21 protein-coding genes are annotated in these 24420 nt (G+C 60.4%); 10 read left to right on the forward strand and 11 right to left on the reverse strand.

The window, feature by feature from the left end; translation table 11 throughout:
- Positions 1 to 263 precede the first annotated feature (263 nt).
- Both AC1MEW_RS29920 and AC1MEW_RS29925 read left to right on the forward strand, forming a co-directional pair.
- The gene (locus AC1MEW_RS29920; RefSeq protein WP_201255744.1) at positions 264 to 1130 is read left to right on the forward strand and encodes a hypothetical protein; all 867 of its coding nucleotides are present in this window, start codon (positions 264 to 266) and stop codon (positions 1128 to 1130) included.
- Positions 1131 to 1390: 260 nt separating this feature from the next.
- On the forward strand, positions 1391 to 2074 hold the full coding sequence (locus tag AC1MEW_RS29925; protein WP_201255745.1) for a response regulator transcription factor: 684 nt from the start codon (positions 1391 to 1393) through the stop codon (positions 2072 to 2074).
- Between the two features lie 170 nt (positions 2075 to 2244).
- On the opposite strand, the gene AC1MEW_RS29930 is transcribed toward AC1MEW_RS29925, so the two are convergent.
- Complete coding sequence (locus tag AC1MEW_RS29930; protein WP_201255746.1) at positions 2245 to 2655, reverse strand: PA0061/PA0062 family lipoprotein; 411 nt, start codon at positions 2653 to 2655, stop codon at positions 2245 to 2247.
- Positions 2656 to 2809: 154 nt separating this feature from the next.
- Positions 2810 to 3214 carry a PA0061/PA0062 family lipoprotein gene (locus AC1MEW_RS29935; protein WP_322270766.1) on the reverse strand — a complete coding sequence of 135 codons (405 nt, stop codon included), beginning with the start codon at positions 3212 to 3214 and terminating at the stop codon, positions 2810 to 2812.
- A gap of 225 nt (positions 3215 to 3439) precedes the next feature.
- Here AC1MEW_RS29935 and AC1MEW_RS29940 point away from each other — a divergent pair, with 225 nt between their 5' ends.
- The 5 genes from AC1MEW_RS29940 to AC1MEW_RS29960 all read left to right on the forward strand — a co-directional run bounded on the left by AC1MEW_RS29940 (position 3440) and on the right by AC1MEW_RS29960 (position 10364).
- Positions 3440 to 6673 carry an efflux RND transporter permease subunit gene (locus tag AC1MEW_RS29940; protein ID WP_480427368.1) on the forward strand — a complete coding sequence of 1078 codons (3234 nt, stop codon included), beginning with the start codon at positions 3440 to 3442 and terminating at the stop codon, positions 6671 to 6673.
- Positions 6663 to 7829, forward strand: coding sequence for an efflux RND transporter periplasmic adaptor subunit (locus AC1MEW_RS29945; protein ID WP_201255748.1), 1167 nt, complete (start codon positions 6663 to 6665; stop codon positions 7827 to 7829). Before AC1MEW_RS29940 ends, AC1MEW_RS29945 begins: the two co-directional genes overlap by 11 nt.
- Positions 7813 to 9225: an efflux transporter outer membrane subunit gene (locus AC1MEW_RS29950; protein WP_480424640.1), complete on the forward strand. Its 1413-nt coding sequence runs from the start codon at positions 7813 to 7815 to the stop codon at positions 9223 to 9225. The genes AC1MEW_RS29945 and AC1MEW_RS29950 overlap by 17 nt, the downstream gene beginning before the upstream one ends.
- A gap of 213 nt (positions 9226 to 9438) precedes the next feature.
- Positions 9439 to 9909 carry an RNA methyltransferase gene (locus tag AC1MEW_RS29955; protein ID WP_201195200.1) on the forward strand — a complete coding sequence of 157 codons (471 nt, stop codon included), beginning with the start codon at positions 9439 to 9441 and terminating at the stop codon, positions 9907 to 9909.
- Positions 9910 to 9986: 77 nt separating this feature from the next.
- Complete coding sequence (locus AC1MEW_RS29960) at positions 9987 to 10364, forward strand: YgaP family membrane protein (protein WP_322270764.1); 378 nt, start codon at positions 9987 to 9989, stop codon at positions 10362 to 10364.
- 117 nt (positions 10365 to 10481) lie between these two features.
- Here the strand turns inward: AC1MEW_RS29960 and AC1MEW_RS29965 are convergent, their stop codons facing one another.
- Positions 10482 to 11711, reverse strand: coding sequence for a hypothetical protein (locus AC1MEW_RS29965; protein ID WP_480424644.1), 1230 nt, complete (start codon positions 11709 to 11711; stop codon positions 10482 to 10484).
- A 115-nt stretch (positions 11712 to 11826) separates the two neighbouring features.
- Positions 11827 to 12276 (reverse strand): YcgN family cysteine cluster protein, encoded by a 450-nt coding sequence (locus AC1MEW_RS29970; RefSeq protein WP_201201531.1) that lies wholly within the window; start codon positions 12274 to 12276, stop codon positions 11827 to 11829.
- 279 nt (positions 12277 to 12555) lie between these two features.
- Here AC1MEW_RS29970 and AC1MEW_RS29975 point away from each other — a divergent pair, with 279 nt between their 5' ends.
- A complete protein-coding gene (locus AC1MEW_RS29975) occupies positions 12556 to 13149 on the forward strand; it encodes a nitroreductase family protein (protein ID WP_201201530.1) in 594 nt (197 codons plus the stop codon).
- A gap of 90 nt (positions 13150 to 13239) precedes the next feature.
- On the opposite strand, the gene AC1MEW_RS29980 is transcribed toward AC1MEW_RS29975, so the two are convergent.
- The 6 genes from AC1MEW_RS29980 to AC1MEW_RS30005 form a co-directional block, all read right to left on the reverse strand.
- Entirely contained in the window at positions 13240 to 14172 is a 933-nt protein-coding gene (locus AC1MEW_RS29980) for a D-2-hydroxyacid dehydrogenase (RefSeq protein ID WP_201255751.1), read from the reverse strand.
- A gap of 121 nt (positions 14173 to 14293) precedes the next feature.
- On the reverse strand, positions 14294 to 14587 hold the full coding sequence (locus AC1MEW_RS29985) for a YcgL domain-containing protein (protein ID WP_007898694.1): 294 nt from the start codon (positions 14585 to 14587) through the stop codon (positions 14294 to 14296).
- A complete protein-coding gene (rnd, locus tag AC1MEW_RS29990; RefSeq protein WP_201201528.1) occupies positions 14584 to 15717 on the reverse strand; it encodes a ribonuclease D in 1134 nt (377 codons plus the stop codon). The genes AC1MEW_RS29985 and rnd overlap by 4 nt, the downstream gene beginning before the upstream one ends.
- Before the next feature lie 123 nt (positions 15718 to 15840).
- Positions 15841 to 16503 carry a class I SAM-dependent methyltransferase gene (locus AC1MEW_RS29995; RefSeq protein ID WP_201255752.1) on the reverse strand — a complete coding sequence of 221 codons (663 nt, stop codon included), beginning with the start codon at positions 16501 to 16503 and terminating at the stop codon, positions 15841 to 15843.
- Positions 16504 to 16576: 73 nt separating this feature from the next.
- Positions 16577 to 18226, reverse strand: coding sequence for a phosphoethanolamine transferase (locus AC1MEW_RS30000; protein WP_480424648.1), 1650 nt, complete (start codon positions 18224 to 18226; stop codon positions 16577 to 16579).
- A gap of 168 nt (positions 18227 to 18394) precedes the next feature.
- Positions 18395 to 19777, reverse strand: a complete 1383-nt coding sequence (locus AC1MEW_RS30005; RefSeq protein WP_323570119.1) for a glutamine synthetase family protein — start codon at positions 19775 to 19777, stop codon at positions 18395 to 18397.
- A 697-nt stretch (positions 19778 to 20474) separates the two neighbouring features.
- Between AC1MEW_RS30005 and AC1MEW_RS30010 the strand changes: the two genes are divergently transcribed.
- Positions 20475 to 21662, forward strand: coding sequence for a cyanate transporter (locus AC1MEW_RS30010; RefSeq protein ID WP_201255755.1), 1188 nt, complete (start codon positions 20475 to 20477; stop codon positions 21660 to 21662).
- 194 nt (positions 21663 to 21856) lie between these two features.
- Positions 21857 to 22768 (forward strand): DMT family transporter, encoded by a 912-nt coding sequence (locus AC1MEW_RS30015; RefSeq protein ID WP_201255756.1) that lies wholly within the window; start codon positions 21857 to 21859, stop codon positions 22766 to 22768.
- 235 nt (positions 22769 to 23003) lie between these two features.
- Here the strand turns inward: AC1MEW_RS30015 and AC1MEW_RS30020 are convergent, their stop codons facing one another.
- The gene (locus tag AC1MEW_RS30020; protein ID WP_201255757.1) at positions 23004 to 24419 is read right to left on the reverse strand and encodes an amidase; all 1416 of its coding nucleotides are present in this window, start codon (positions 24417 to 24419) and stop codon (positions 23004 to 23006) included.
- Position 24420 lies beyond the last annotated feature (1 nt).

Below are 24420 nucleotides of genomic sequence, written 5' to 3' on the forward strand. Positions count from 1 at the left end.
CTGACCCACCGCTTTCGCGAGCAAGCTCGCTCCCACATTTGTTTTGTGCATGGCGGCAAAAATCTGCCGCTTCCGGCAAGGCAACCCGCTTTTTGCCGCGCCATAAACATGTCCAAACCGATACAAACCCGCCCTACTGCTGCCGCCAGCCACTGCTGGCACTGTTCTTGCCATGTATCAGCATAAATACATTCAAGGCAGTAAACGATGATGATCCCTCACATCGCGTCGAAAACTGCGCCAACCCTGGGCAGGGATAGCCAATGAACGTCACCTCAACCTCAACCTTCAACAGTCCTGCGATGGTGGCTTATAGCGCTGCTGCCGAATCCAAGGCGAAAGCCAGTGCCAATGACACCGAGCAGGCGGCCAAAAACGCCAAGACAGGTGACGCGGTCAGCCTCTCGAAAAAATCCACCGACTACAGCGGTTCGATTACCAACAACGCGCCGTTTTTTCCGGTACGCAAGGGCATGAACGCTGACGCTCTGGTGCTGGGCGTCACCCAACCCGGTGCGGTGTCCAGTTCCAAGGACAAGACATTCCCGGACGTGGCCGCCGACGCCCGTAAGCGCATGGATGAAAAATACGTGCAGATGAAGGCCGGCGAAAAGCCTTACAGCGGCAGCGTTGAAGACAAGAATGCGTTGATGGGCGATCTGGATCGACGCTCGCTGAACGCCGTGGCCACCAATGAAGGCGGCAAGTTCTCGAACGATGAGCAAGTCGCGGCCAAAGCGTTGATGCAACAACAGGCCCGGTTGGCGTCGGGTCACTACAGCGGCCCCGAGGATCAAAAGAAAAACTGGAAAGACCCGTTTGCCAATGATCCGGTGGGTCGCGCCAAGGCTGCGCTGAATTTCCTCGACAAAATGACCCCGGAGGAAAAGGCCAAGCCTGAATGGTTGTCCCAGCACCAGACCTTGCAGGATGCGTTGAATAAATACGACAAGGGCAATTCCGCCAGCACGGACAAGAAAAAAGACGGGCACTTCAACAATCTTGCGGAAATCCTGGCGGGCGTAGACACCAGTGGCACCGGGAGTAAAAACCCGGAAAGCGCGAAGATCACCGATGCGCCTGCCGCCATGATGGCCAAGATCAAAGCGATGTTGCCTTCGACGCAGTAAGCGCCGTCAATCTCGACCTGAGAATGCAGAACCCATGTGGGAGCGGGCTTGCTCGCGAAAGCGGTGTATCAGCCAACATCAATGTCGGCTGACCGATTGCTTTCGCGAGCAAGCCCGCTCCCACCGGGGATTGTGCAGTCCATGAATAGCGCTAGACCCTTAGCGCATTTCGTTTGTAACGCACATGAAACTTTCATCAGCAAGTCGAGCGTCGTTTGTTGGCAAAATCGGGCATCCGCCATTTCCATCAGGAAACCGACATGCCCCGTATTTTGACCATCGAAGACGATGCCGTGACGGCTACGGAAATCGTCGCCGAGTTGCAAAGCCACGGTTTTGAAGTGGACTGGGTGAGCAACGGCCGCGAAGGGCTGGTGAGCGCGGTCAGTGGCAATTACGACTTGATCACCCTCGACCGCATGCTCCCCGAGCTCGATGGCCTAGCCATTGTCACCACGCTGCGCGCCATTGGGGTGGCGACGCCGATCCTGATGATCAGCGCCCTCTCCGACGTCGATGAACGCGTGCGCGGCCTGCGTGCCGGTGGCGATGATTACCTGGCCAAGCCGTTCGCCACCGACGAGATGGCGGCGCGCGTCGAGGTGCTGCTGCGGCGCAAAAGTCCGGTCCGGGCCACCGAAACCACCCTGCACGTCGCCGATCTGGAACTCGACCTGATCAGCCACCAGGCCACGCGTGCCGATCAGCCGCTGAACTTGCTGCCCACCGAGTACAAACTGCTGGAATTCATGATGCGCAATCCGGGGCAGATTCTGTCGCGGATGATGATCTTCGAAGAGGTCTGGGGTTATCACTTCGACCCCGGCACCAACCTCATCGATGTACACATCGGCCGGCTGCGCAAAAAAGTCGACCCGTCCGGCATGACACCGTTGATCCGCACCATGCGCGGCTCGGGGTATGTGATTGCCGAACCGCTCTAAAGACTGACGCGGTCCCCTGTGGCGAGGGGGCTTGCCCCCGTTGGGGTGCGAAGCGCCCCCCTCTTATTCCTCAGAAAGAAGGGGCCTGCTGCGCAGTCCAGCGGGAGCAAGCTCCCTCGCCACAGCAAGCTCCCTCGCCACAGGTATTTAACCCAGCAAGCAGTGGATACTTAACCCGGCATGCACTGGAAGTCGCCAGTCTGCGCCACTTGCTTGCCGTGGGAATCCTCAAGCCGAGCGCTGACTTCCTGGCCCAGGCTCGATTCCACCAGTTGGTAGTGTTCGCCGGCCTTGAACTGGGTGTAATGGACCTTGCCTTCGCAATCCTGCTGATTCGAATCGCCACTCGGGATCTCGAACAACGTCACCGCCAAGTCATGAGCGCCAGGGCTTACTTCAAAGAAGCGCCCGTCATCGATACGTTTGCCATCCACCCGCTCGGCCAGCAGGTCATTGGGCGCTTCTTCCTGCAGCCCGATCCAGGCCATGCCCGGATCGGCTTTGGGCATCGGGCCGGCACACGCAGACAACAGACAGACCACGCTCAAGCCCGGAATCAACAGCAGATGTTTAAGTGTCATTGCAATGACCTTCCTACCTAAAAAAACAACCTTGAAGCCCCACAAATCCATGTGGGAGCGAACTTGCTCGCGATAGGGTCATTACATTCAAAATCAACATTGACTGACCCGCCGCCATTGCGAGCAAGCTCGCTCCCACAGGTTATGTGCGGTCTTACGAGCACTTGAAGCTGTGGCTCTGCGCGACCTGATTGCCGTGGGAATCCACCAGGCTGACGGCCGCCTTCAACCCCTCGCTCGAGGCATTGATCTGATAGTGCTCACCGGCCTTGAACTCGCTGTAGTCGAGGCGGCCCATGCAATTGAGGTCTGTCGAGTTGCCATCCGCGCCGCTAAGCAGGGTCATGTCCAGACGATGAGCGCCCGGCTTGACCTCGAAATAACGAGCGTCATGGACCTCCTTCCCATCGATGCGCTCCGCCAGCAAATCGGCGCTCGCCGGTTGGTCCATGCCGATCCAGGCTTCGCTCGGGTCAGCCTTGGGCATCGGCCCGGCGCACGCCGACAACAGGCATACCAGGCTCAGGGTCGGGATCAGTAACAGGGGTTTAAGCGTCATTAAAAAACACCTCGCAAGTGGACGCCGATGCCGCCGTCAGGTGTGACGGTGGGCTCTCGGCTTGAGGTGAAGAGTGGCGAGCCAGAGCGGTTCGGACAAATGAATCCGCATGAAAGGATTTTCAGGTAATCGTTAAAAATTTCTTCATCCCGCGGAAGGCAAATCTTTAAGTAGCAAGCGCAAGACTGCCGAGAATTGCAATTCAAGACCTCGGAGGTTTACGGCATGCTCGGGCTGGTAAAGACTGCACTGCTCAAGCCCTACACGTTTATCGTGCTGGCAATTTTCATCTGCATCATTGGGCCCATGGCGGCCCTGCGCACACCCACCGATGTGTTTCCCGACATCGGCATTCCAGTGATCGCAGTGGTTTGGCAGTACAACGGCCTCGCGCCGCAAGACATGGCCGGGCGGGTGATCTACACCTATGAGCGTTCGCTGAGCACCACGGTCAACGACATCGAACACATCGAGTCGCAATCGCTTCCGGGCATGGGCATCGTCAAGATTTTCTTCCAGCCGGGCGTCGACATTCGTACCGCCAACGCCCAGGTCACGGCGGTGTCGCAGACTGTGCTGAAACAGATGCCGCCTGGCATCACCCCGCCGCTGATCCTCAACTACAGCGCCTCGACCGTGCCGATTCTGCAGATGGCGTTTTCCAGCCCGACGCTGTCGGAAGCGAAGATCCGCGACCTGGTGCAGAACAACATCCGCCTGCCGTTGACCTCGGTACCGGGCCTGGCGATCCCGACGCCAATGGGCGGCAAGCAGCGCCAGATCACCCTCGACCTCGACCCGCAAGCGCTGGCTGCCAAAGGCCTGTCGGCCCAAGACGTGGGCAATGCGTTGGCGGCGCAAAACCAGATCATTCCAGTGGGTACCGCCAAACTCGGACCCAACGAATACACGGTGCTGTTGAACAACAGCCCGAAAGCCATCGACGAGCTCAACGACCTGCCGATCAAAACCGTCGACGGCGCGTTGATCACTATCGGCCAGGTCGCCCACGTGCGTGACGGCTCGCCGCCGCAGACCAATATCGTGCGGGTCGACGGTCGCCGCGCGGTGCTGATGCCGGCGTTGAAGAACGGCAATATCTCCACGCTGTCGATCATCGACGGCATTCGCCAGATGCTGCCGCGCATCAATGAAACCTTGCCGCCGTCGCTGAAGACTTCGCTGCTGGGCGACGCTTCGGTGTTCGTCAAACAGTCGGTCGGCAGTGTGGCCAAGGAAGGCATCATCGCCGCGTTGCTGACCAGCGCGATGATCCTGCTGTTCCTCGGCAGCTGGCGTTCGACCCTGATCATCGCCGCCTCGATTCCGTTGGCCGTGTTGTCGGCCATCGCCCTGCTCGCCGCCAGCGGCCAGACCCTGAACGTCATGACCCTCGGCGGGCTAGCGTTAGCGGTGGGGATTCTGGTGGACGATGCCACGGTGACCATCGAGAACATCAACTGGCACCTGGAGCAAGGCAAAGCGGTGAACACCGCGATCCTTGACGGCGCGAAACAGATCGTCGGCCCGGCCTTCGTCTCACTGCTGTGCATCTGCATCGTGTTCGTGCCGATGTTCCTGTTGCAGGGTATCGCCGGTTACCTGTTCCGGCCGATGGCGCTGGCGGTGATCTTCGCCATGGCCAGCTCCTTCATCCTGTCGCGGACACTGGTGCCGACCCTGGCGATGTTTCTGCTCAAACCCCACGTGCCCGAGCAAGGTCCGGGGCATCACCCGGAAGATGAATTCATCAACCATCACGAGGGCGAGCAGCACCGCAAAACGCACCATCCGTTGCTGCAACGGGTGCTGAATTTCCAGCAGGGTTTCGAACGGCATTTCTCCAACCTGCGGGATCGCTACTTCGGCCTGCTGGAGCTGGCGCTGGAATACCGCAAGCGCTTCCTGCTGGGCTTCCTTGCCTGTGTGCTGGCGTCGTTTGCACTGCTGCCGAGCCTCGGCCAGGACTTTTTCCCGGCCACCGACGCCGGCGCATTGTCGCTGCATGTGCGCTTGCCGCTCGGCACGCGGATCGAGGAAAGCGCGGCGGCGTTCGACCGTATCGAAGCACGAATTCGCGAGATCATTCCGGCCGAACAACTGGACACCATCGTCGACAACATCGGCATCCCGCTGAGCGGCATCGACATGGCGTACAGCAACAGCGGCACCATCGGCCCACAGGACGGTGACATTCAAGTCAGCCTCAAAGCCGACCACAGCCCCACCGCCGATTACGTGAAACGCTTGCGCGAAGCCTTGCCGGAAAGTTTTCCTGGCAGCCACTTTGCCTTTCTTCCAGCGGACATCAGCAGCCAGATCCTCAACTTCGGCGCACCGGCACCGCTGGACGTGAAAATTTCCGGGCCCAATGGCGATGAAAACCGCGCCTACGCCGTCGAGCTGGAACGACGCCTGCAACACGTGGCCGGGATTGCCGACCTGCGAATCCAGCAGTCCACCGGTTATCCGTCGCTGCAGGTCAACGTCGATCGTCTACGGGCCAATGGCCTGGGCATCACCGAGCGTGACGTGACTAACAGTATGGTCGCGTCCCTGGCCGGTAGTTCGCAAACCGCACCGACCTTCTGGCTCAACCCGGCCAACGGCGTGTCTTACGGCGTGGTCGCGGCCACGCCGCAATATCGCCTCGACAGCCTGCCGTCGCTGGAAGCTTTGCCGGTCACCGGTAGCGACGGGCAATCGCAGATCCTTGGTGGTCTGGCGAGTATTTCCCGAGTCCAGAGCCCGGCGGTGGTCAGCCACTACAACATCATGCCGACCCTGGATTTGTACGCCAACGTGCAGGGTCGCGACCTCGGCGGCGTGGCCAAGGACATTCAAAAAGTCCTCGATGACACCGCCTCGATGCGGCCCAAAGGCGCGGTGATCAGCCTGCACGGGCAGATCGACGCGTTGCACGAAGCCTTCAGCGGTTTGAGCTTCGGCCTGCTCGGTGCGGTGGTGCTGATCTACCTGCTGATCGTGGTCAACTTCCAGTCCTGGGTCGATCCGTTCGTAATCATCACCGCCCTGCCCGCCGCGCTTGCCGGGATTGTCTGGATGCTGTTTCTCAGTGGCACCTCACTGTCGGTGCCGGCCCTGACCGGGGCCATCCTCTGCATGGGCGTGGCCACGGCCAACTCGATTCTGGTGGTGAGTTTCTGCCGTGAACGCCTGGCGGAACACGGCGATGCCCTGAAGGCTGCGCTCGAAGGCGGCTACACACGTTTCCGCCCGGTGTGCATGACCGCCCTGGCGATGATCATCGGCATGTTGCCGCTGGCCTTGTCCGAAGAACAGAACGCGCCGTTGGGCCGTGCTGTGATCGGCGGCCTGATCCTCGCCACCACCGCCACTCTGCTGTTCGTCCCGGTGGTGTTCAGCCTGGTCCACGGACGCCAATCTCGCGCTCTAGCGGAAGAAAAACTTGATGGAGAAAGCTCTCATGTCGCCTGATCAAAAACCGTCGCGCAAACGCCTGATGTGGGTGGGGGTCGGCGGCCTGACCCTGGCCGCGTTGCTGGTGGCCAACGGTCTGGCCGCCCGTACTCGCCATGAAAAAGCCGTGGCGGCCTGGACTGAAACCGCCGCCATGCCATTGGTCAGTGTGTTCCAGCCGCAACAGAACGTGCACGGCGACAGCCTGCGCTTGCCGGCGCACCTGGAGGCGTGGAGCAAGGCGCCGATCCATGCGCGGGTCAGCGGCTACCTCAAGGACTGGAAAACCGACATTGGCACTCAAGTGAAGGCCGGGCAAATTCTCGGGGAAATCGACAGTCCGGACCTTGATCAACAAGTCGCGCAAACCCACGCCCGGTTGATTCAGGAACAGGCCAACGCACGCCTCGCCGAGACCACCGCGACCCGTTGGCAGAACCTGTTGGCGACGCATTCGGTGTCGCGCCAGGAAGCCGATGAAAAACTGTCCAACGCCGCCGCTGCCAAGGCTAACGCCCAAGCGGCGGCCGCCGATTACGCGCGGCTCTCGGCGCTGGAAGACTACAAGACCATTCGCGCGCCGTTCGCCGGGACCATCACCGCGCGCAACACCGACATCGGCCAGTTGATCAAGGCTGACAGCGACAGCGATCCCGAACTGTTCGACATCGCCGACACTCATCAGCTGCGCCTGTACGTACCGGTGCCGCAGAATTACGCCAGCGTGATTCGCCCCGGCATGCAGGCCGAACTGATCGTGCCGGAGCACCCTGGACAGCATTTCACAGCCCGGCTGATTGGTGACTCTACGGCCGTCGACCGACGCTCAGGGACCTTGCTTGCGCAGTTTGTCGCCGATAACCCGGACGGTGCCTTGTTGCCCGGCGACTATGCGGAGGCGACGTTGCAGATTCCGGCCGATACACATGGCGTGAGCATTCCCGCCAGCTCGCTGATCTTCCGCGCTCAGGGCACTCAGGTGGCAGTGCTTGACCCGGATAACCACGTGCACTTGCGCGATATTCATATCGGGCTGGATCTGGGCGAGCGTCTGGTCATCGATCAGGGTTTGAAGCCTGCGGACCGTGTGGTCGACAACCCACCGGATGCCCTGCGCGAAGGCGATGCCGTGCAACTGGCCGACGCCGGAGGTGCCCATGCGCCCAAGGCTTGAGCTGCTGGTGATAGCGCTGGCCCTGCAAGGTTGTTCCATGGCGCCGGTGTACAAGGCGCCAGCCATCGACTTGCCTGCGCAGTATCGCGAGCAGACCAGCGATGGGCCCTGGCATCTGGCGGACCCGGCGCAACAGCTGTCGACGCAATGGTGGACGCTGTATCAGGACTCGCGCCTGAACGACCTGCAACAGCAATTGCTCAAGGCCAACCCGGACCTGGCGGCGGCCCTCGCGCACTTTGATGCGGCGCAGGCTTATGCCGGTCAATTGCATGCCGGGCTATTCCCGCAAATCACCGCCAGCGCGCAGCCGTTGCGCCAGCGTCAGTCGGAAGACAAGCCGTTGCGCGGCAGCAATCAGCCTTCGGTGTACAACAGCAATACCGCCGGTTTTGCGCTGAACTTCGACCCTGATCTGTGGGGCAAGATTCGTAATCAGGTGGCCGCAGGAGATGCCCAGGCCCAAGCCTCTGCGGACGATTTGGCAGCGGCCCGGTTGAGCCTGCAACAGCAACTGGCAACGCTGTACATCCAGCTTAACGGCCTGGATGCCCAGCAGACGATTCTCGCCAGTTCTCTGGATGATTACACCCAGGCACTGCAACTGACCCGCGACCGCTATGAAGGCGCCATCGCCTCGGAACTGGACCTGACCCGCGCGCAAAGCCAACTGGCCGAGGCACGGGCGCAACTGGACGATGTGCGGGCGCAGCGGGATCTGGCGGAACATGCGATTGGGGAACTGGTCGGCCAACCGGCCAGTGTTTTCCAACTGAGTGCGAGCAACCAGGCGCTGGGTTTACCGTCGGTCCCCGGCGCATTGCCCAGCACCCTGCTGCAACGCCGCCCGGACATCTCGGCCGCCGAACGCCGGGTATTTGCCGCCAACGCCAACATCGGCGTCGCCCGCGCCGCGTGGTACCCGGACTTCAGCCTGACCGGCCTGCTCGGCGGGCAAACCGCCGGCAGCGGCAATCTGTTGGCCGCCGGTAATCGCTATTGGGCGCTGGGACCGTTGGTCAATCTGCCGATCTTCGACGGCGGTCGCCTCGACGCCAACGAACGCCAGGCCAAGGCCGAATTCGAAGAAGCCGCCGCCCATTACCGCAGCCAGGTGCTGCGGGCGGTGCGTGAAGTCGAAGACAACCTTGCGCAACTGCGCGATCTGCAACGGGAGGCGGAGGATGAACAGGCGGCCGTCAATGCGGCGCAACAAACTCAGGCCCTGGCAATGAACAGCTATGAAGCCGGGGCGGTGAATTATCTGGATGTAGTGACCGCACAAACCTCGGCGCTTCAGGCCCAGCGGCGGTTGCAGACGTTGCAGACACGGCAGTTGCAGGCGAGTGTCGGGTTGGTTGTAGCGTTGGGTGGGGGTTGGAATAGCGGTAACTGACTGACATTGAGGTTGTCTGCGTGGGCCCCATCGCGAGCAAGCTCGCTCCGACAGGGGACTTGAGTCGTTCACAAAAATTGCGCCTGACGCTGAACCCCTGTGGGAGCGAGCTTGCTCGCGATGGCGGTTGCCCAGGCACCGCCAATCCCGAAACTGACCGCTCCCGTCCAATCCCCGTATAATCGCGCTTTTTTCCCCGAAGGCACCCCGCTCGTGGCAGATAAACGGTACAGCTGCATTGGTTTGTATAACCCCAAGTCACCGGAGAACGTCGGTTCGGTGATGCGCGCCGCTGGCTGTTATGGCGCGGCGTCAGTGTTCTACACCGGCAAGCGCTATGAACGCGCCGCCGACTTCGTCACCGACACCAAGCGTGTGCACTACGACATTCCGCTGATCGGCATCGATGACCTGAAAAAGATCCTGCCGCTGGGCTGCACACCAGTTGCCGTGGAACTGGTGGAAGGCGCTCGTTCGCTGCCGGAATACACCCACCCGGACCGTGCCCTCTACATTTTCGGCCCGGAAGACGGCTCACTGGATCAAGACATCCGTGACTGGTGTGAAGACGTGATCTACATCCCGACCACCGGTTGCATGAACCTCGCGGCCACGGTCAACGTCGTGCTCTACGACCGCATGGCCAAGGGCCTGAACACTCGCTCCGGTCCGAAATTCCGCTGATTCACCGCACATCTGATGGAACAAGCTGCCCGCCCCGGCAGTCAGCTTAACTATCCATTACTGCCTGGAGACAGATCATGAGCGAACTCAAACGCGTAGAGCGCATTCAATCCACGCCATTCCAGACGTCCCCTGACCAGAACGTCGAGGGCTGGGAACGCATCGGCTCCCTGGCCGGCGGCGTGGTAATGGTCGGCAAGGGCCTGCGTCGCGGCGGCGTGTTCGGTTTGATTCAAGTGGCGATTGGCGGCGTGGCGTTGGCCCGTGGCATCACCGGGCACAGCTCGGTGAAAAGCCTGCTGGAAAAAAGCCGTCAGGACATGAACAACGTGCGGGCGAAGATTCAGCGGGCGGGGGAAGAGTTGAGCCAGTTGAAGGCGAATGCCGAGGCGGCGACCAACACCGCGACCGTGACCGGCAATGATTCTTTGAATTCGCCCAAAGCCGGGGGCTGATCCGATATTGCGGTGAGGCTTATGGCCTCATCGCGAGCAAGCTCGCTCCCACAGTTGACCGCGTTGTCCAGACGGCCGCGGTCTAATGTGGAAGCGAGCCTGCTCGCGATGGCGGTGTTACTGAAGCAACTCCGTATCGAGCACCTTGGAAGACTCACCAATGACGCTCTCGGCAAGCTGAACAAATTCCTTGGTATCAACACTCCCCAGATGCATCGCCCCACGCAACACATCATCGAGCGAGCGTTTGTTGCGGGTCTTCAGGCGAATCTCGCGATCCAGTTCCCCCAGCAAAATCACTGTTTTTGACACCTGCGCCGGGCTGAGCTTCTCACCGCGCAAGGTCGTGACCTGCTGGCTGTCCTTGGCCAACTTTTTCTGCAAGCTCTCGTACCGTTCATCACTCATGCCGCTGGCACGGCGCACCAGTTCGATGGCGTAGAACTCGGCAAACCCTTCACTGATCCAGTCGCTGCGCTCACGGTCATTGATTCGCCCGAACACTTGGACCATCTCCCGCACCAGCGCACTGCTGCCGCTTTCGCTGACCAGCGGCATTCGGCTGTTGAGGTAGATCGACTCCCGCGCCGCCAGACTGCCACGCCACATCGGGTCACTGGCGCCGACGATCAGCAACTTGCTCGGGTGACGCGGGAACACCGCTTGTGCTTGCGGCCAGACAAAGGTCAGCAGTGTCAGCACATCCATGCGATGCATGCCCTGCCCCAGCGGCGAGGCGACGGTGACCTCGGTTTCGCCCAGCCGCGTGCGGCGGCTGCCGAGGTGGCCGGCGAGCATCCAGCCCGTCGGCCGGTCGAACAGTCGGGAAGCATTGTTGACCCGGAATTTATTCTTGCCGATGCGCGGCCAGGCGGTTTCGACGCTTTTCCAACCGGTGGGTAATTCGAACTCAAGGCGCGACACCAGCTCGGTGCCGTCCTGTTGATCGAGCTTGGCCGCCGGCACCAGATCGTCGCCACGCAACAACGCCCAGTTTGGCGTCATGCGCGTGTCAAAACTGCCGTTCTTGCGTCCATGGCTGATGCGCACGCGGTAGGTCAGGCTGGCCTTGTCGGCGGCCGGGCGCCAGACACCACGGGCCGCTTTGCCCGGCGTGAGCTGCCATTGGCCATCGGCCTTGAAATCGCTGTAGTCGCTGCCGTCGCCCAGATCAAAGTCCAGGCTGCGCACCGCCGAGCCCTGCGCCAGGGTCAGGCGCACTTCGGCCTGGTCGCTTTGCGGCAACAGACGCACGTGGTAATCCAGATCGACCTTTTTCGCCGCCCACACCGACGAACTCAGGGCCAACGCCCCAACGGCCAACGCCAGCCGCAATCCCACAGCCATACACACTCCTTGTGGCAAAGTTCTAGTAATCATTGACGACATTGTGAGTGCTGCGCACTCAAGCGGGACGGTGCGGCGATCCGACAAGCTCCCTCGCCACAAAAGCAGTCGGCATTCAGCCGGCGCGGAAAATCAGATGGTCTTCCCAATCGTCTTCGGCCACGCTGCCTTCGGCGAGCATGCGCCCGGACTGGGAAATACGTTCGTGGTGCACCGCATCGCGGTCGCCGCACACCAGGTGATGCCACAGCGGCAGGTCCTTGCCTTCGCTGACCAGTCGATAACCGCAGGTCGGCGGCAGCCACTGGAACTCCTCAGCCTTGCCCGGCGTGAGCTGAATGCAATCCGGCACGAAGTCCCGACGGTTCGGGTAGTCAGTGCACTGACAGGTTTTCAGGTCCAGCAGTTTGCAGGCGATGCGCGTGTAGTAGACGCTGTTGTCGTCTTCATCCTCGAGCTTTTGCAGGCAGCACAGACCACAGCCGTCGCACAGCGATTCCCATTCCTCTGGATCGAGTTGATCGAGGGTTTTGCGTATCCAGAACGGTTCGACTTTGGCGGCCATGGCTCGAGCATCAACATCAGGTTGTGAAAAGGCCGCCAGTCTAGTGCCCAAGGCCTCGCGGGCCAAGCGCTGGCGACTGTCGGTAGAACTTCACTTGTCAGTTTTTGCGCCGCCGAGTAGCTTTGCCAGTCGCAACGAGCCAAACCTGAAGGCCATTAACGCGCAACCGCGTTGCATTCCGGTGAACTGCCACGGCTCAAGAAAACCTTATCGCTCAGCTCAACTGCGGCCGCTGGTTTTTATTTGACTCCCTGTCCAAACGTAGTAAGGAATCTCTGAATGAGTGCCAATCCACGCGTTGCCGATCATGCCATTCACCCACAGTTCACCAATCGTTGGTCGCCACGGGCCTTTACCGGCGAAAGCATCCCGGAAGAAACCCTGCTGAGCTTCTTCGAAGCCGCGCGCTGGGCGCCGTCGGCCTACAACTCGCAGCCTTGGCGGTTTCTCTACGCGCGCCGCGACACGCCGAACTGGGAGCGTTTCCTGGGCCTGCTGAACGAGTTCAACCGCGGCTGGGCGCAACACGCCTCGGCGCTGGTGATCGTGATCTCGAAAACCACCTTCACGGCGCCCGGTGCCACCGAAGAAACCCCGGCGCTGTGGCACACCTTCGACACCGGTTCGGCCTGGGGCCACCTGGCGCTGCAAGCGAGCATCAGCGGCTGGCACACCCACGGCATGGCCGGTTTCGACCAGGACCTGACCCGCAAAGAACTGAACATCCCCGAGGGCTACGCCCTGCACGCAGCAGTGGCAGTGGGCAAGCTGGGAGATAAAGCGACGCTGGCGGATTACCTGCAATCGCGCGAAGAACCGAGCCCGCGTCGTCCGTTGAGCGAGCTCGCTGCTGAAGGCGACTTCACCCTCTAAAAGCAAAAGATCGCAGCCTTCGGCAGCTCCTACAGGTGTACACATAACCCTGTAGGAGCTGCCGAAGGCTGCGATCTTTTTGGTCGCGCCTCAATACCCGCGATTGAAGTCCACTTCGCCGCGCAATGCTTCGCCCGCCTCATACGCCCGCAGGTTTTCGACGAACAGGTTGACCATCATCGATGGCGAGGTCGGTGCCGAGCTGTGGCCGGTCAGCAACAGGCCCCAGGCGGTCCAGAACGGATGCCGTTGCGGCAACGGTTCCTGACGGCAGACGTCGATCACCGCGCCCGCCAGATGCCCTTCTTTCAAGGCTTCGACCAGATCCGCATCGACCACCGCCACACCGCGCCCGACGTTGATGAACACGCCGGTCGGCTTGAATTGCTTGAACAGCGCCGCGTCGTACAGGTCGTGGGTGTTCGGCGTGTTGGGCAGCAGATTGATCACGTAATCCACTTCGCCGACCAGCCGCGGCAAGTCGCTCAGCGCGCCGACTTCAACAAACGGTACCTGCTCGCGGGCTTCGCTGGCGATGCCATACAACTCGACGCCAAACGGCACGAGGAATTTCGCCACGGTCTGGCCGATGTCGCCAGTGCCGACGATCAACACCTTGCGCCCTGCCAGGCTCTGGCCCAGGCGATTGTCCCACTTGCGCTCGACCTGGCTGACCAGTCGCGCCAGCACTTCGCGTTCGTGGCCAAGCATGTAAGTCAGGACGTATTCAGCCATGACCTGGCCGAAAATCCCCACCGCCCGGGTCAGGCGATAGTGGCGTGGCAAGCCGTCGGCCAGCAGCGGCGTGATGCCGGCCCAGGTCGATTGCAGCCATTGTGGCTGGTGGCCCTGACGCAGCAGGGTCGCCAGCAAGTCCGGCTGGCCAAGCCAGATCGGACAATCGGCCGCTTGACGTGCCAGTTCGGCGGAGTCGCCGCTGGTCAGTACTTCCAGCTCAGGCACAGCCTGACGCAACAGTTGGGCGTACACAGGGTGATCGTGTTCAGCAATCAGAACGCGCATGGTTCAAACCTTTCAAAAACAGGGCAGACAGCCGCGGACGGAGTATCGCTCCATCGGTCGCGGCCATCGTCAAAATTATTCCAGTTTTTCACACAGGCTCTGAACAGAGCCTGTCTGCCAATCACATCGGGTCGTTGCGGCGCAGCAATTCTTCGGGCAAGTGTTCGATGTACTCGTCCTCGGCCGGTGGCATTTGCAGGTGGTAGCCCTGCTTTTCGAGGTTTTCCAGGACCACGGTGATGTCCTCGCGCGACAGTTTGCGCTCGGGGGTCAGCACCAGGTCGAAGGCGTGATGTGGCTTGCCGAACGCCGCCATCAGCGATTCCGGGACGCGCTCCAGTGCATCGCTTTTGAGCACGTAGAGGTACATCTCGTTTTTCTTCAGGCTTCGATAGATGGAGCAAATACGTTTCAAGGCTGTTCTCCGGCGGTGGCCAGGCTGTCGAGCAGCGCCTGGCCCATCAATTCGCGGCGCCAGCCACGCAGCGAATCAGGCAATTGGTAAGGACCGTTGGGGTAGCCGCTCTTGAGCAAGGCTTCCAGGGTTTTCTTGCGTAGCATCAACTCTGGTGCAATGTTCAAGCGCTCGGCTTCGGCCTGGCCGATGGCGCGCAGTTGCTTGACCAGCACGGCGGCGTCCACCGGCAATGGCTCCGGCACGGCGGGCGGCCACTGATCTGGCGACACACTGCCAGAGCGCTTGATCAGATCAAGCAGAAATTCGCCGTCCTGACGCACGGTACGCGGGTGCATGTCTTCGATTTTCGCCAACGCGCCGAGGTTGTCCGGTTGAGTCCGCGCCAGCGGCCACAAAGAGTGCTCACGGACGATGCGGTTACGCGGCAGATCGCGAGCGCGGGCTTCGTGCTCACGCCAGGCGCAGAGTTCACGCAACACCACGAGTTGGGCGCGGGACAGCTTCCAGGCCAGCTTGGCTTCGCGGTAAACCTCGTACGGATCGACCTCACGGCGCAGGTTAGCCACCAGTTCGGCGCCATCCTCCAAGACCCAGTTGTATTTGTCTTCAGACAACTTCGGTTGCAGGCGTACGAAAACTTCCGCCAGGTGCAGGGCATCTTCGGCGGCGTAGCTGATCTGGGTGTCGGACAGCGGACGTTGCAGCCAGTCGGAACGGGTCTCGCCCTTCGGCAGGTCGATGCCGAGCACTTCCTGTACCAGCCGCGAGTAACCCATGGAGAAACCCAGGTTCAGATAGGCGGCGGCCAATTGAGTGTCGAACAGCGGCGCCGGCAGGCTGCCGGTCAGGCGCAACAGAACTTCGAGGTCTTCGCTGCACGCGTGAACGACTTTCACCACGGCCGGGTTTTCCAGCAACGCGGCCAAGGGTTGCCAGTTGTCGATGGTCAGCGGGTCAATCAGGTAAGCGCGTACGCCATCGCCGATCTGCAGCAGGCCGGCAATCGGATAAAAGGTGTCGACCCGCATGAATTCGGTGTCGAGGGCAACGAATGGCAACTGCTGCCACTCGGCGCAAAACTGACCGAGGCTATCGTTGTCGCGAATCCAGTGAATATCGATGGCCACACGGCTCTCCCTTGAAGAATGGCGCGCAGTATATATCGCCCCTGACGATTTCCGCGCATGCACTGAACAAGAGCTTTAGCGAAAATGCCTGCCGGAAGGCAAGAAATGTCTGACGAAGGGAGACTAACCGGTCTTACGCAGCACGTAGACCCGCATCCGCGAGCAACCGGGAAAGAAGTCCTGGTGACTGAGCAGGCTGAAACCCGCTTGCCTGAACTCGGCTTCGACCTCGGCCTTGTTCACCAGCGTTTGCGCTTGAACGCCTTCGGCAGCAGCGGGCTGGCGCCGGAGGCGGCTTTCAAGCTGAACCGCGACAATCACTGTGTCACGACTGACGCGGTGGAACTCCCCGAGCATGGCCAACCGGTGCTCGGGACGAGAAAGATGCTGAAACAGTTGCATGCAAATAATGCAATCCACCGCGTTCACCGACAAACCAATGGTGAACGCCGAGCTCTGAAAGGTCTTGATCCGCTTGAGCAACGGCTTCGGGTGATGGGTACGGGCATGATCAAGCATGTCCTGGGACGGGTCTGATGCAAGGATCACCCGATTCCCATGTTCGGCCAGCACCGGCCAGAAACGCCCGGCCCCGCAGGCCACGTCGAGGATCAGACCCGGCTCGCCGGCGGCCTTGAGCGCGTTGCGCACCAACTGCTCTTCGCGCCGAAACGCCAGGCGGCCCGCCATGCCACGCGGTTGCGGCTGCAAACAGACGCGAGCGTGTTCCTGGTCGTAGCGCCGGGCGAACTCAAGCTCGATGGCGGATGGGGGCAGCGAAGACATGTGTAGGGGCTCTTGTTGGAAGATCTACCGACCGCAGATTAGCGGTCGGCCCGTGAAAAATAAGTCGAAGCACTCACTTTTTAGCCAGCACGCCGTCGCCTACAGGCCCCCGGCAGCCGGCGAACATGTCCAGACTCGGGTCGTAGACCTTGCTGTCGACTTCCAGCAGACCGAGCATCGAATGGAACAGGTTGTCCTGGCTCAAGGGTTTGTCGCGACTTTGTTGCAGGCAATGGGCGTCTACCGAGAACGACTTTTGATAACTGTCGGAAAACCACGCCAGCATTGCCACATGCTTTTGTTGTTCCGGCGCCATCATGTAAGGCGTGCCATGGAGGAACAGGTTGTACTCGCCCAGGGACTCTCCGTGGTCGGACAGGTAGAGCATCGCGGTATCCACTTTGTCCTGGTTGCTGCGCAACAGATCGATCAGGGTCGACAGCACGTGGTCGGTATACACCAGGGTGTTGTCGTAACCATTGACGATACTGTCGCGGCTGCAATTGTTCAGCGCATTGCTTTCACACACGGGTGTGAAGTGTTCGTATTCTTTGGGATAACGCTTGAAGTATTCCGGGCCGTGGCTGCCCATCTGGTGCAGGACCAGCACGGTGTCTTTGTCGAGGGTGTCGATGAAGTGCTGCAAACCTTGCAGGAGAATTTCATCGCGGCACTCGCTGCTGGAGCACAACACCGGGTCTTTCAGATTGCTGACATCCTCGATGGTGACCCGATCGCACGTGCCTTTGCAGCCCGATTGATTGTCGCGCCAGATCACGTCCAGACCGGCCCGCTTGAGCACGTCCAGCAAACCTTCTTCGTTCTTTGCCTTGCTGGCGTTGTAATCCTTGCGGCCCATGTTGGAGAACATGCAAGGCACCGATACCGCAGTTTCCGTGCCGCAGGAATGCACGTCGGTGAAAGCGATCAGCCCGGTTTCTTTACTCAGTTTGGGTGTGGTGTCGCGGTTGTAGCCGAGGATGCCGAAGTTCTCGGCCCGGGCACTTTCGCCGACCACCAGCACCGTCAGGGATTTGCGCTCATGGGACTGCCAGGCCTGGTCTTTACGGGCGTCTTCGCCAATTTTGACAAAGGGTTGTTGCGAGGACACCACCTGCTCACGCAGATAACCGACCGAGGCGCCGATGTAGTTGCTCGGCACCACCATCAAATGCAATTCATGGTGATTGCGAAACAGAGACGACAGGCCTTGATAATTCATCAGCGCCACGCCACCGATCACCGCGACAGAGACGACACTCACCAGGGCTTTACTTAATAGCTCACGGTGCCAGGCGCGATAATTGACCGGTGTTTTCCACAATAACCACGAAGGCAGAACACCGAGCAGGACAATATAGACAAACAACTTTATCGACAGTAAGTCGCGAACTTCCGTGGCATTGGTTTCGGCAAAGTTACGAAACATGCCGGCATCGATCAGCACGCCATATTGACTCATAAAGTAAGCCACGCCGGCACTGACCATGAAGACCAACGTCAGCAGCGGTTTTAATACGGGGCGGAACGCCAGCACAGTCAGGACGACGTTGAAGGCGCCGAACACCATGACGCCAAATGCCACGCGCATGGCGATGCCTTTGGCGTCGGAAGCGGTGATTTCGAAGAGGTGCTGCCACAGGACCAGATTGAACCCGGCCAGTAAAAAGGCACTGGCAATCAGTGTCACCCACTCGGGGCGCACGGCTTTTAATTTCAACATGCAGGTCGATTGTTCCTGAAAAGAAGCGTCGCCGGTAATTGTGAAAATTTCATTTTCCGCGACAACGCAAACTTTAATCAGCCGACCATCAATTTTTCGTGAAAAAGAAGCCAACGAATAGTTGGCTTCAGGTATTAGGGCAAATCTTTCAAATTATTTGCAAAATGCTCAGGCCTGATTCAGGTACCAGCGCCAGTCCTGCTCCCCGACCTCCCCCATAAATTGGCGATACTCGGCGCGTTTCACCGCCAGGTACACCCCCAAAAACTCGGTACCGAACGCATCCCGCGCCCAACTCGAGCCTTCCAGCGCCCGTAATGTGGTCAACCAGTCGGTGGGTAGCAGTTCGGTGGCCTGGGCATAACCGTTGCCTTCCACCGGAGCACCGGGGTCGAGTTGCTCGCGAATGCCACGGTGAATACCGGCCAGGATCGCGGCCGCTGCCAGGTAAGGGTTGGCGTCGGCGCCGCAGATGCGGTGTTCGATATGCCGGGAGAACGCCGGCCCGCCCGGCACCCGCAGGCTCACGGTGCGGTTGTCCACCCCCCAGGTGGCGGCCAGTGGCGCATAGCTGTTGGTCTGGAAACGGCGATAGGAGTTGGCGTTCGGGCAGAACAACAGCAGCGAATCGAGCAACGTACTGAGCATCCCGCCCACTGCATGCCTGAGCAGCGGCGTGCCGTCGGGCGCTGCGCTGGCGAACAGGTTGTTGCCGTCCTTGTCGGCCAGGCTGACGTGCATGTGCATCCCGGTGCCGGCCAGGTCATCGAAGGGTTTGGCCATGAAGCAAGCGGCCATCCCGTGCTTGTGGGCCACACCTTTGACCAGCCGTTTGTAACGCACCGCTTCGTCCATCGCCTGCAAGGCGTCGGTGCGATGTTCGAGGGTGATTTCGACCTGGCCCGGCGCATATTCGGAAATCGCCGTGCGCGCCGGAATGCCCTGGAGTTTGCAGGCGCTGTAGAGGTCGGCCAAGAACGGTTCGATCTGCTCCAGTTCGCGTAAACCATAAACCTGGGTGGCCCGTGGTCGCCCACCATCAACGTCCCGCGCCGGTTGCGGCCGACCATTGCTATCGCGCTGTTGATCCAGCAGATAAAACTCCAGCTCCGCCGCCATCACCGGGTAATAGCCGTCGGCCTGCAAGCCCTCGATAACCTTTGCCAGCAAGTGCCGTGGGTCGGCAATGGTCGCCGGTAGCCCTTCCTTGGGATGCATGCTGACTTGCACCGCCGCGGTTGGAATCAGCCGCCACGGCATGCGCTGCAAACTGCCGCTGACCGGATAGGCGCGGCAGTCGATATCACCGACGTCCCACACCAGCCCGGAGTTTTCCACGTCATCGCCATTGATGGTCAGGCCCAGAATGGTGCTGGGCAGTGGCCGGCCGCTTTCGTACACCGCCAACAGTTCATCACGATGCAGCAACTTGCCGCGTGGCACGCCGTTGTTGTCGAGGATGAACAGCTCGAACATCTCGATATCCGGGTGCTGTTCCAGAAAGGTCAGGGCTTCTTGCTGCGTGGCGAAGGCGGTCATGGCACTACTCATGGGAATTCTCGTTTTTCCGTGTCAGGCAAACGCGCAGGCGCTGCCGATTTGATCCCGATGCATTGCCCGGGACCTGTAGGAACATTCAACGGGAAACGCAGGAATCCGGTGGGCGCGCATGACGACAATGCCACAGCGCCCAGAAGGCCAGTTCGGACGGAAGTGCTGAGAGGTTTGGCGCGGTGGCAGGCAGGAACCGACGACCGAGGCTGGACGCACAAGCGCCGCTGGATGCCTGGTGGTGGAGTGCGATTGGCCAACCGTCCATAGAGAAAACCGCAGAAAACAGATGTGCCGCAGCGTCACACGGGTGGATGGGAGGTTAAATCGTGATTTGAAGAAGTTTGGTTGTGGGTTGGCTAAACATACTCGCAGGGTCGCCACCAATCCCTGTGGCGAGGGGGCTTGCCCCCGTTCGGCGGCGAAGCAGTCGTAAATGATACGGTGCTGCCTGATTGGAAAAATGCATCGACCGTTTTTGGGGGCGCTTCGCAACCCAACGGGGGCAAGCCCCCTCGCCACAAGCAAGCCCCCTCGCCACAGGTTGCGCAAAACGTGAAATCGCCATCGCGGGCAAGCCTTGCTCCTACAGGTGCACACCGGTTTATTTAATTTCTAGATATCGCCCCAGACTTTCTAGTTTGCCGCTGCCCTACCCCTCGCGCCTAATCGAGTCCTAGCTCTTTAAGGTCCGCTCATGGAAAACGTTCGCGCAACTACTCGTCCCGCATTCTGGTTAATAGCCAGCATCATTCTGGTCGCACTGAACCTGCGTCCGTCCATGGCCGCTGTCGGCCCCTTGCTGTCGGCGATTCGCGGGGATATCCCGCTGAGTTTCAGTACCGCGTCGCTGCTGACCATGCTGCCGGTCATGGCGATGGGCCTGGCAATGTTCCTCGGCATGCGTGTCGCCCAACGCTTCGGCGAACACCGCACCATCGTCGTGTCGTTGTTGATCATCGGCGTGGCCACGGTCTCGCGGTTGTACCTCGACAGCACCCTTGAATTGATCCTCAGCGCGGTGCTGGCCGGGGTCGGGATTGCCCTTATCCAAGCGGTGATGCCGGCACTGATCAAGTCGCGCTTCAGCGACAACGTCTCGCTGTTCATGGGTTTGTACGTCACCTCGATCATGGGCGGCGCGGCCATTGCGGCTTCGTTCTCGCCTTTCGTCCTGGCGCAGACCGGCAGTTGGCGCATGGGCCTGGCGATCTGGGCGTTGCTGGCACTGCTGGCCCTGGGCTTCTGGTTCGCCCAACGTTCGGCCATCCCGAAATTGCCGGCGGCACCGCAGGGTCGCCAAGAGTCTTTCGTCGGTAACTCACGGGCCTGGTTACTGGCGATTTTCTTCGGCTTGGGCACGGCGTCCTACACCTGCGTATTGGCCTGGCTCGCGCCGTATTACGTGGAAAAAGGCTGGAGTGAACAGAACGCAGGTCTGCTGCTGGGGTTTCTGACGGCCATGGAAGTGATCTCCGGGTTGATCACGCCCGCGATTGCCAACCGCAGCCAGGACAAACGTCTGGTGCTGGTGGTGCTGTTGGCGCTGATCATGGCCGGTTTCTGCGGCCTGATCCTCAGCCCGGAACGCTTCAGCCTGCTCTGGCCGTGCTTGCTGGGCCTGGGCATTGGCGGTCTGTTCCCGATGAGCCTGATCGTGTCCCTTGATCACCTCGACAACCCGCGCCGTGCCGGTGGCCTGACGGCTTTTGTCCAAGGCATCGGTTACTTGATCGCCGGGCTTTCACCGCTGATCGCCGGGATGATTCGCGACCAGTTGGGCAGCTTCGAATGGGCCTGGTGGTCACTCACGGCAGTGATGGCGGTGATGATCGTGATGGTGCTGCGTTTCAACCCGAAACGTTACGCGCAGCATATCCAATAGTCGTCGACGGTTCTTTCAAGGCCCACCTATGTGGCTGATCAGCCGACCTTGAAAGGACCGTTTCACGCAAAAGCGTCTCTCGCTTTCACCACATCGCCTGCAAGTATTTGCGGTCGTGTATTTAAAAACTGCCAGAGCCTTCAGGCCGGCTTACCGATCATGGCGTCGTGCATTCAGACGCAAGGGAAGAACTCATGAAACAAGTCGGTTTTGCAGCAGCCCATTGGGGGATGCTGATTTGGGCGATGCTGATCGCCGCGTCTTTTTTTGCAGCGGCGCAGGTCGGCCAATCGATTGATCCGATCCTCCTGACCGGGCTGCGCCTGTTGTTTTCAGCCTTGATGTTCTTGCCGCTGCTGTTGTTGAAAAGCACCGCACCCATCTCGGCCAAAGGCTTGCTGGCTCATGCGGTACTCGGGTTGTTGCTGGCGACGTATTTTGGTTCGCTGTTTGAAGCGCTGCGCTACACCTCGGCGGTCAACACCGCGACGCTGTACACGCTGGTGCCATTGATGACGCTGTTTTTCGAGGTGTTCCTGCTGCCGAGCCCAACCCTGAAGACGCGCTTGCTGCCGATGTTGATGGCGGCGACCGGTGCGGTGTTGCTGATCCTCAAGGGCTCGGCCCCAGGCGAACTGCCCTCGCCCTACCCGGTGCTGGTATTCGGCGTCGGCTGCCTGGCGATGGCGCTCTATTCGCCATTGAGCCAGCGCTTCAAGGCCAAGACCTTGAAGGGCCGTGACCCGGTGGCGATGACCTTCTGGAACATGCTGTTCGGCGCCGTGTTTTTGCTGGTGTTCTGCCTGTTCAGCGGCGGCTGGCGCAGTGGTGCGCTGCTGTCGGTGCGCGATATGTTGTGGCTGGTGTACCTGGCGGTGTTCGGCACCCTCGCCACCTTCTGGCTGTTGCATCGGGCAATCGGGGTGATTTCACCGTCGACGGTGATTTCCTACGTTTACCTGAACACGCTGTTTGTCACGCTGTTCCACTGGTTCTGGCTGCGGCAGCAACCGACGTTGATGGAGCTCGGCGGTGCGCTGCTGGTGGGGGTCGGGATGTTGGCGCTGGTGATGAGTAGTCGAAATGTGAAAGCAGTTACTGCTTGAAACTGTGGGAGCGGGCTTGCTCGCGAAGAGGCCGTGTCAGTCGACATCATTGTTGAATGACACACCGCTTTCGCGAGCAAGCCCGCTCCCACAGTTGTTCGGTGGTGGGCCGGGTATTTGTGTGCGGCCACAATTCCTGTAGGAGCTGAGCTTGCTCGCGAAGGGGCCGTGTCAGTCGACATCATTGTTGAATGACACTCCGCTTTCGCGAGCAAGCCCGTTCCCACATGGGGAATCAGTAAAGGGTCGTTGCCTTTGGGGTTACCGGGCTCCATCGCGTCATTTCCCGTTCAAGGAAATTGGCCACGGCCAGCAAGCGTTCCTCCTGCCAATGCGGGCCGACGATCTGGATGCCGATCGGCATCCCGCTGACCGGGTCGTGCCCGGCGCGAATGACCACTGCCGGGGAACCGGAGAGGCTGAACGGGAACACGAAGGCATAGCGATCACGTTCGCGCAGCGAATCACCGTGACCGAACGCCACGTCCGGGAACACCGGGCAGATGAACAGATCATGCTGATTGAAGAACTTCGCCAACTGATAGCGAAACGTATCGATCATAATCCAGTCGCGCTTCATCTCATCCACGCTCAACTCGACCTCTTCGCTCAAGCGGATCAATTCCGAGGTGGCGGGCGTGTAGGTCTGCTTGTTCATCGACGCAAACAGCTTCTTCCAGCCTCGCCCGGCATCCGCGCCGGTGATAAACACCCGCCACAGTACATCGCTGGCCTCGTCGAGCATTGGCGGAGCGGTCAGTGTCACCTGCTCAACCACGCTGCTCAGGCACGACTCGACCCGTTGCAGCACCTGCTTCACCGCCGAACTAACCTGGGTTCGGGATGATTCCCAGGACAATGCAACACGCAGTCCGGACAGGGGTTTGCTTTCGGTGAACGGCACATCGACGGTGTCCGGGTCGCGGCCATCAGCGCCGCTGATCAGTGGCCCAAGCAGCGCCAAGTCGTCGACATAACGCCCCATCACGCCAAACGCCGAAGTCAGATGAAACAACCCGGAGCGGTCGTTGGGAAACTGGCCGGTCAACGGCACCCGTCCCTGGGTCAGTTTCAAGCCACAAATGCCGTTGAAATGTGCCGGGATCCGCACACTGCCGCAGGCGTCCGAGGCCAGCCCGGCTGGCGAGCAACCGGCCGCGATGGCTGCCGCTTCACCGCCACTGCTACCGCCGGCGGAACGTTGCGGGTCGTAGGGGTTAAGCGTGCGACCGTACAACAAGTTGTCGGTTTCAAACGCCATGCACAGCTCAGGAACATTGGTGATCCCGAGGATGATCGCGCCCGCCTGCCGCAGCCGCGCGACTACCGTGGCATCTTCTTCGCTGGCTTCGCCGAGCAACTCCTCCAACCCTCGCGACATGCAGAAGCCGCGCACATGACAGACATCCTTGATGGTCATCGGAATGCCATGCAGCGGACCACGAATATTACCGATGCGCGCCATCTCGTCGGCCTCGCGAGCCTGCCGACGCAGTGCTTCGGCAGACTCCAGTTGAATCAGCGCATTGATCTGCGGGTTACGCTCGGCAATGCGTTGAAGGTAGAAATCCACCAGGCTGGCGCTGGTCAGCACACCGCGTCGCAGCAGACCGGCCATTTCGCGCAGGGTCAAGGTATCCGGATTGAACATG

The organism is Pseudomonas sp. ASL4 (assembly GCF_056680395.1).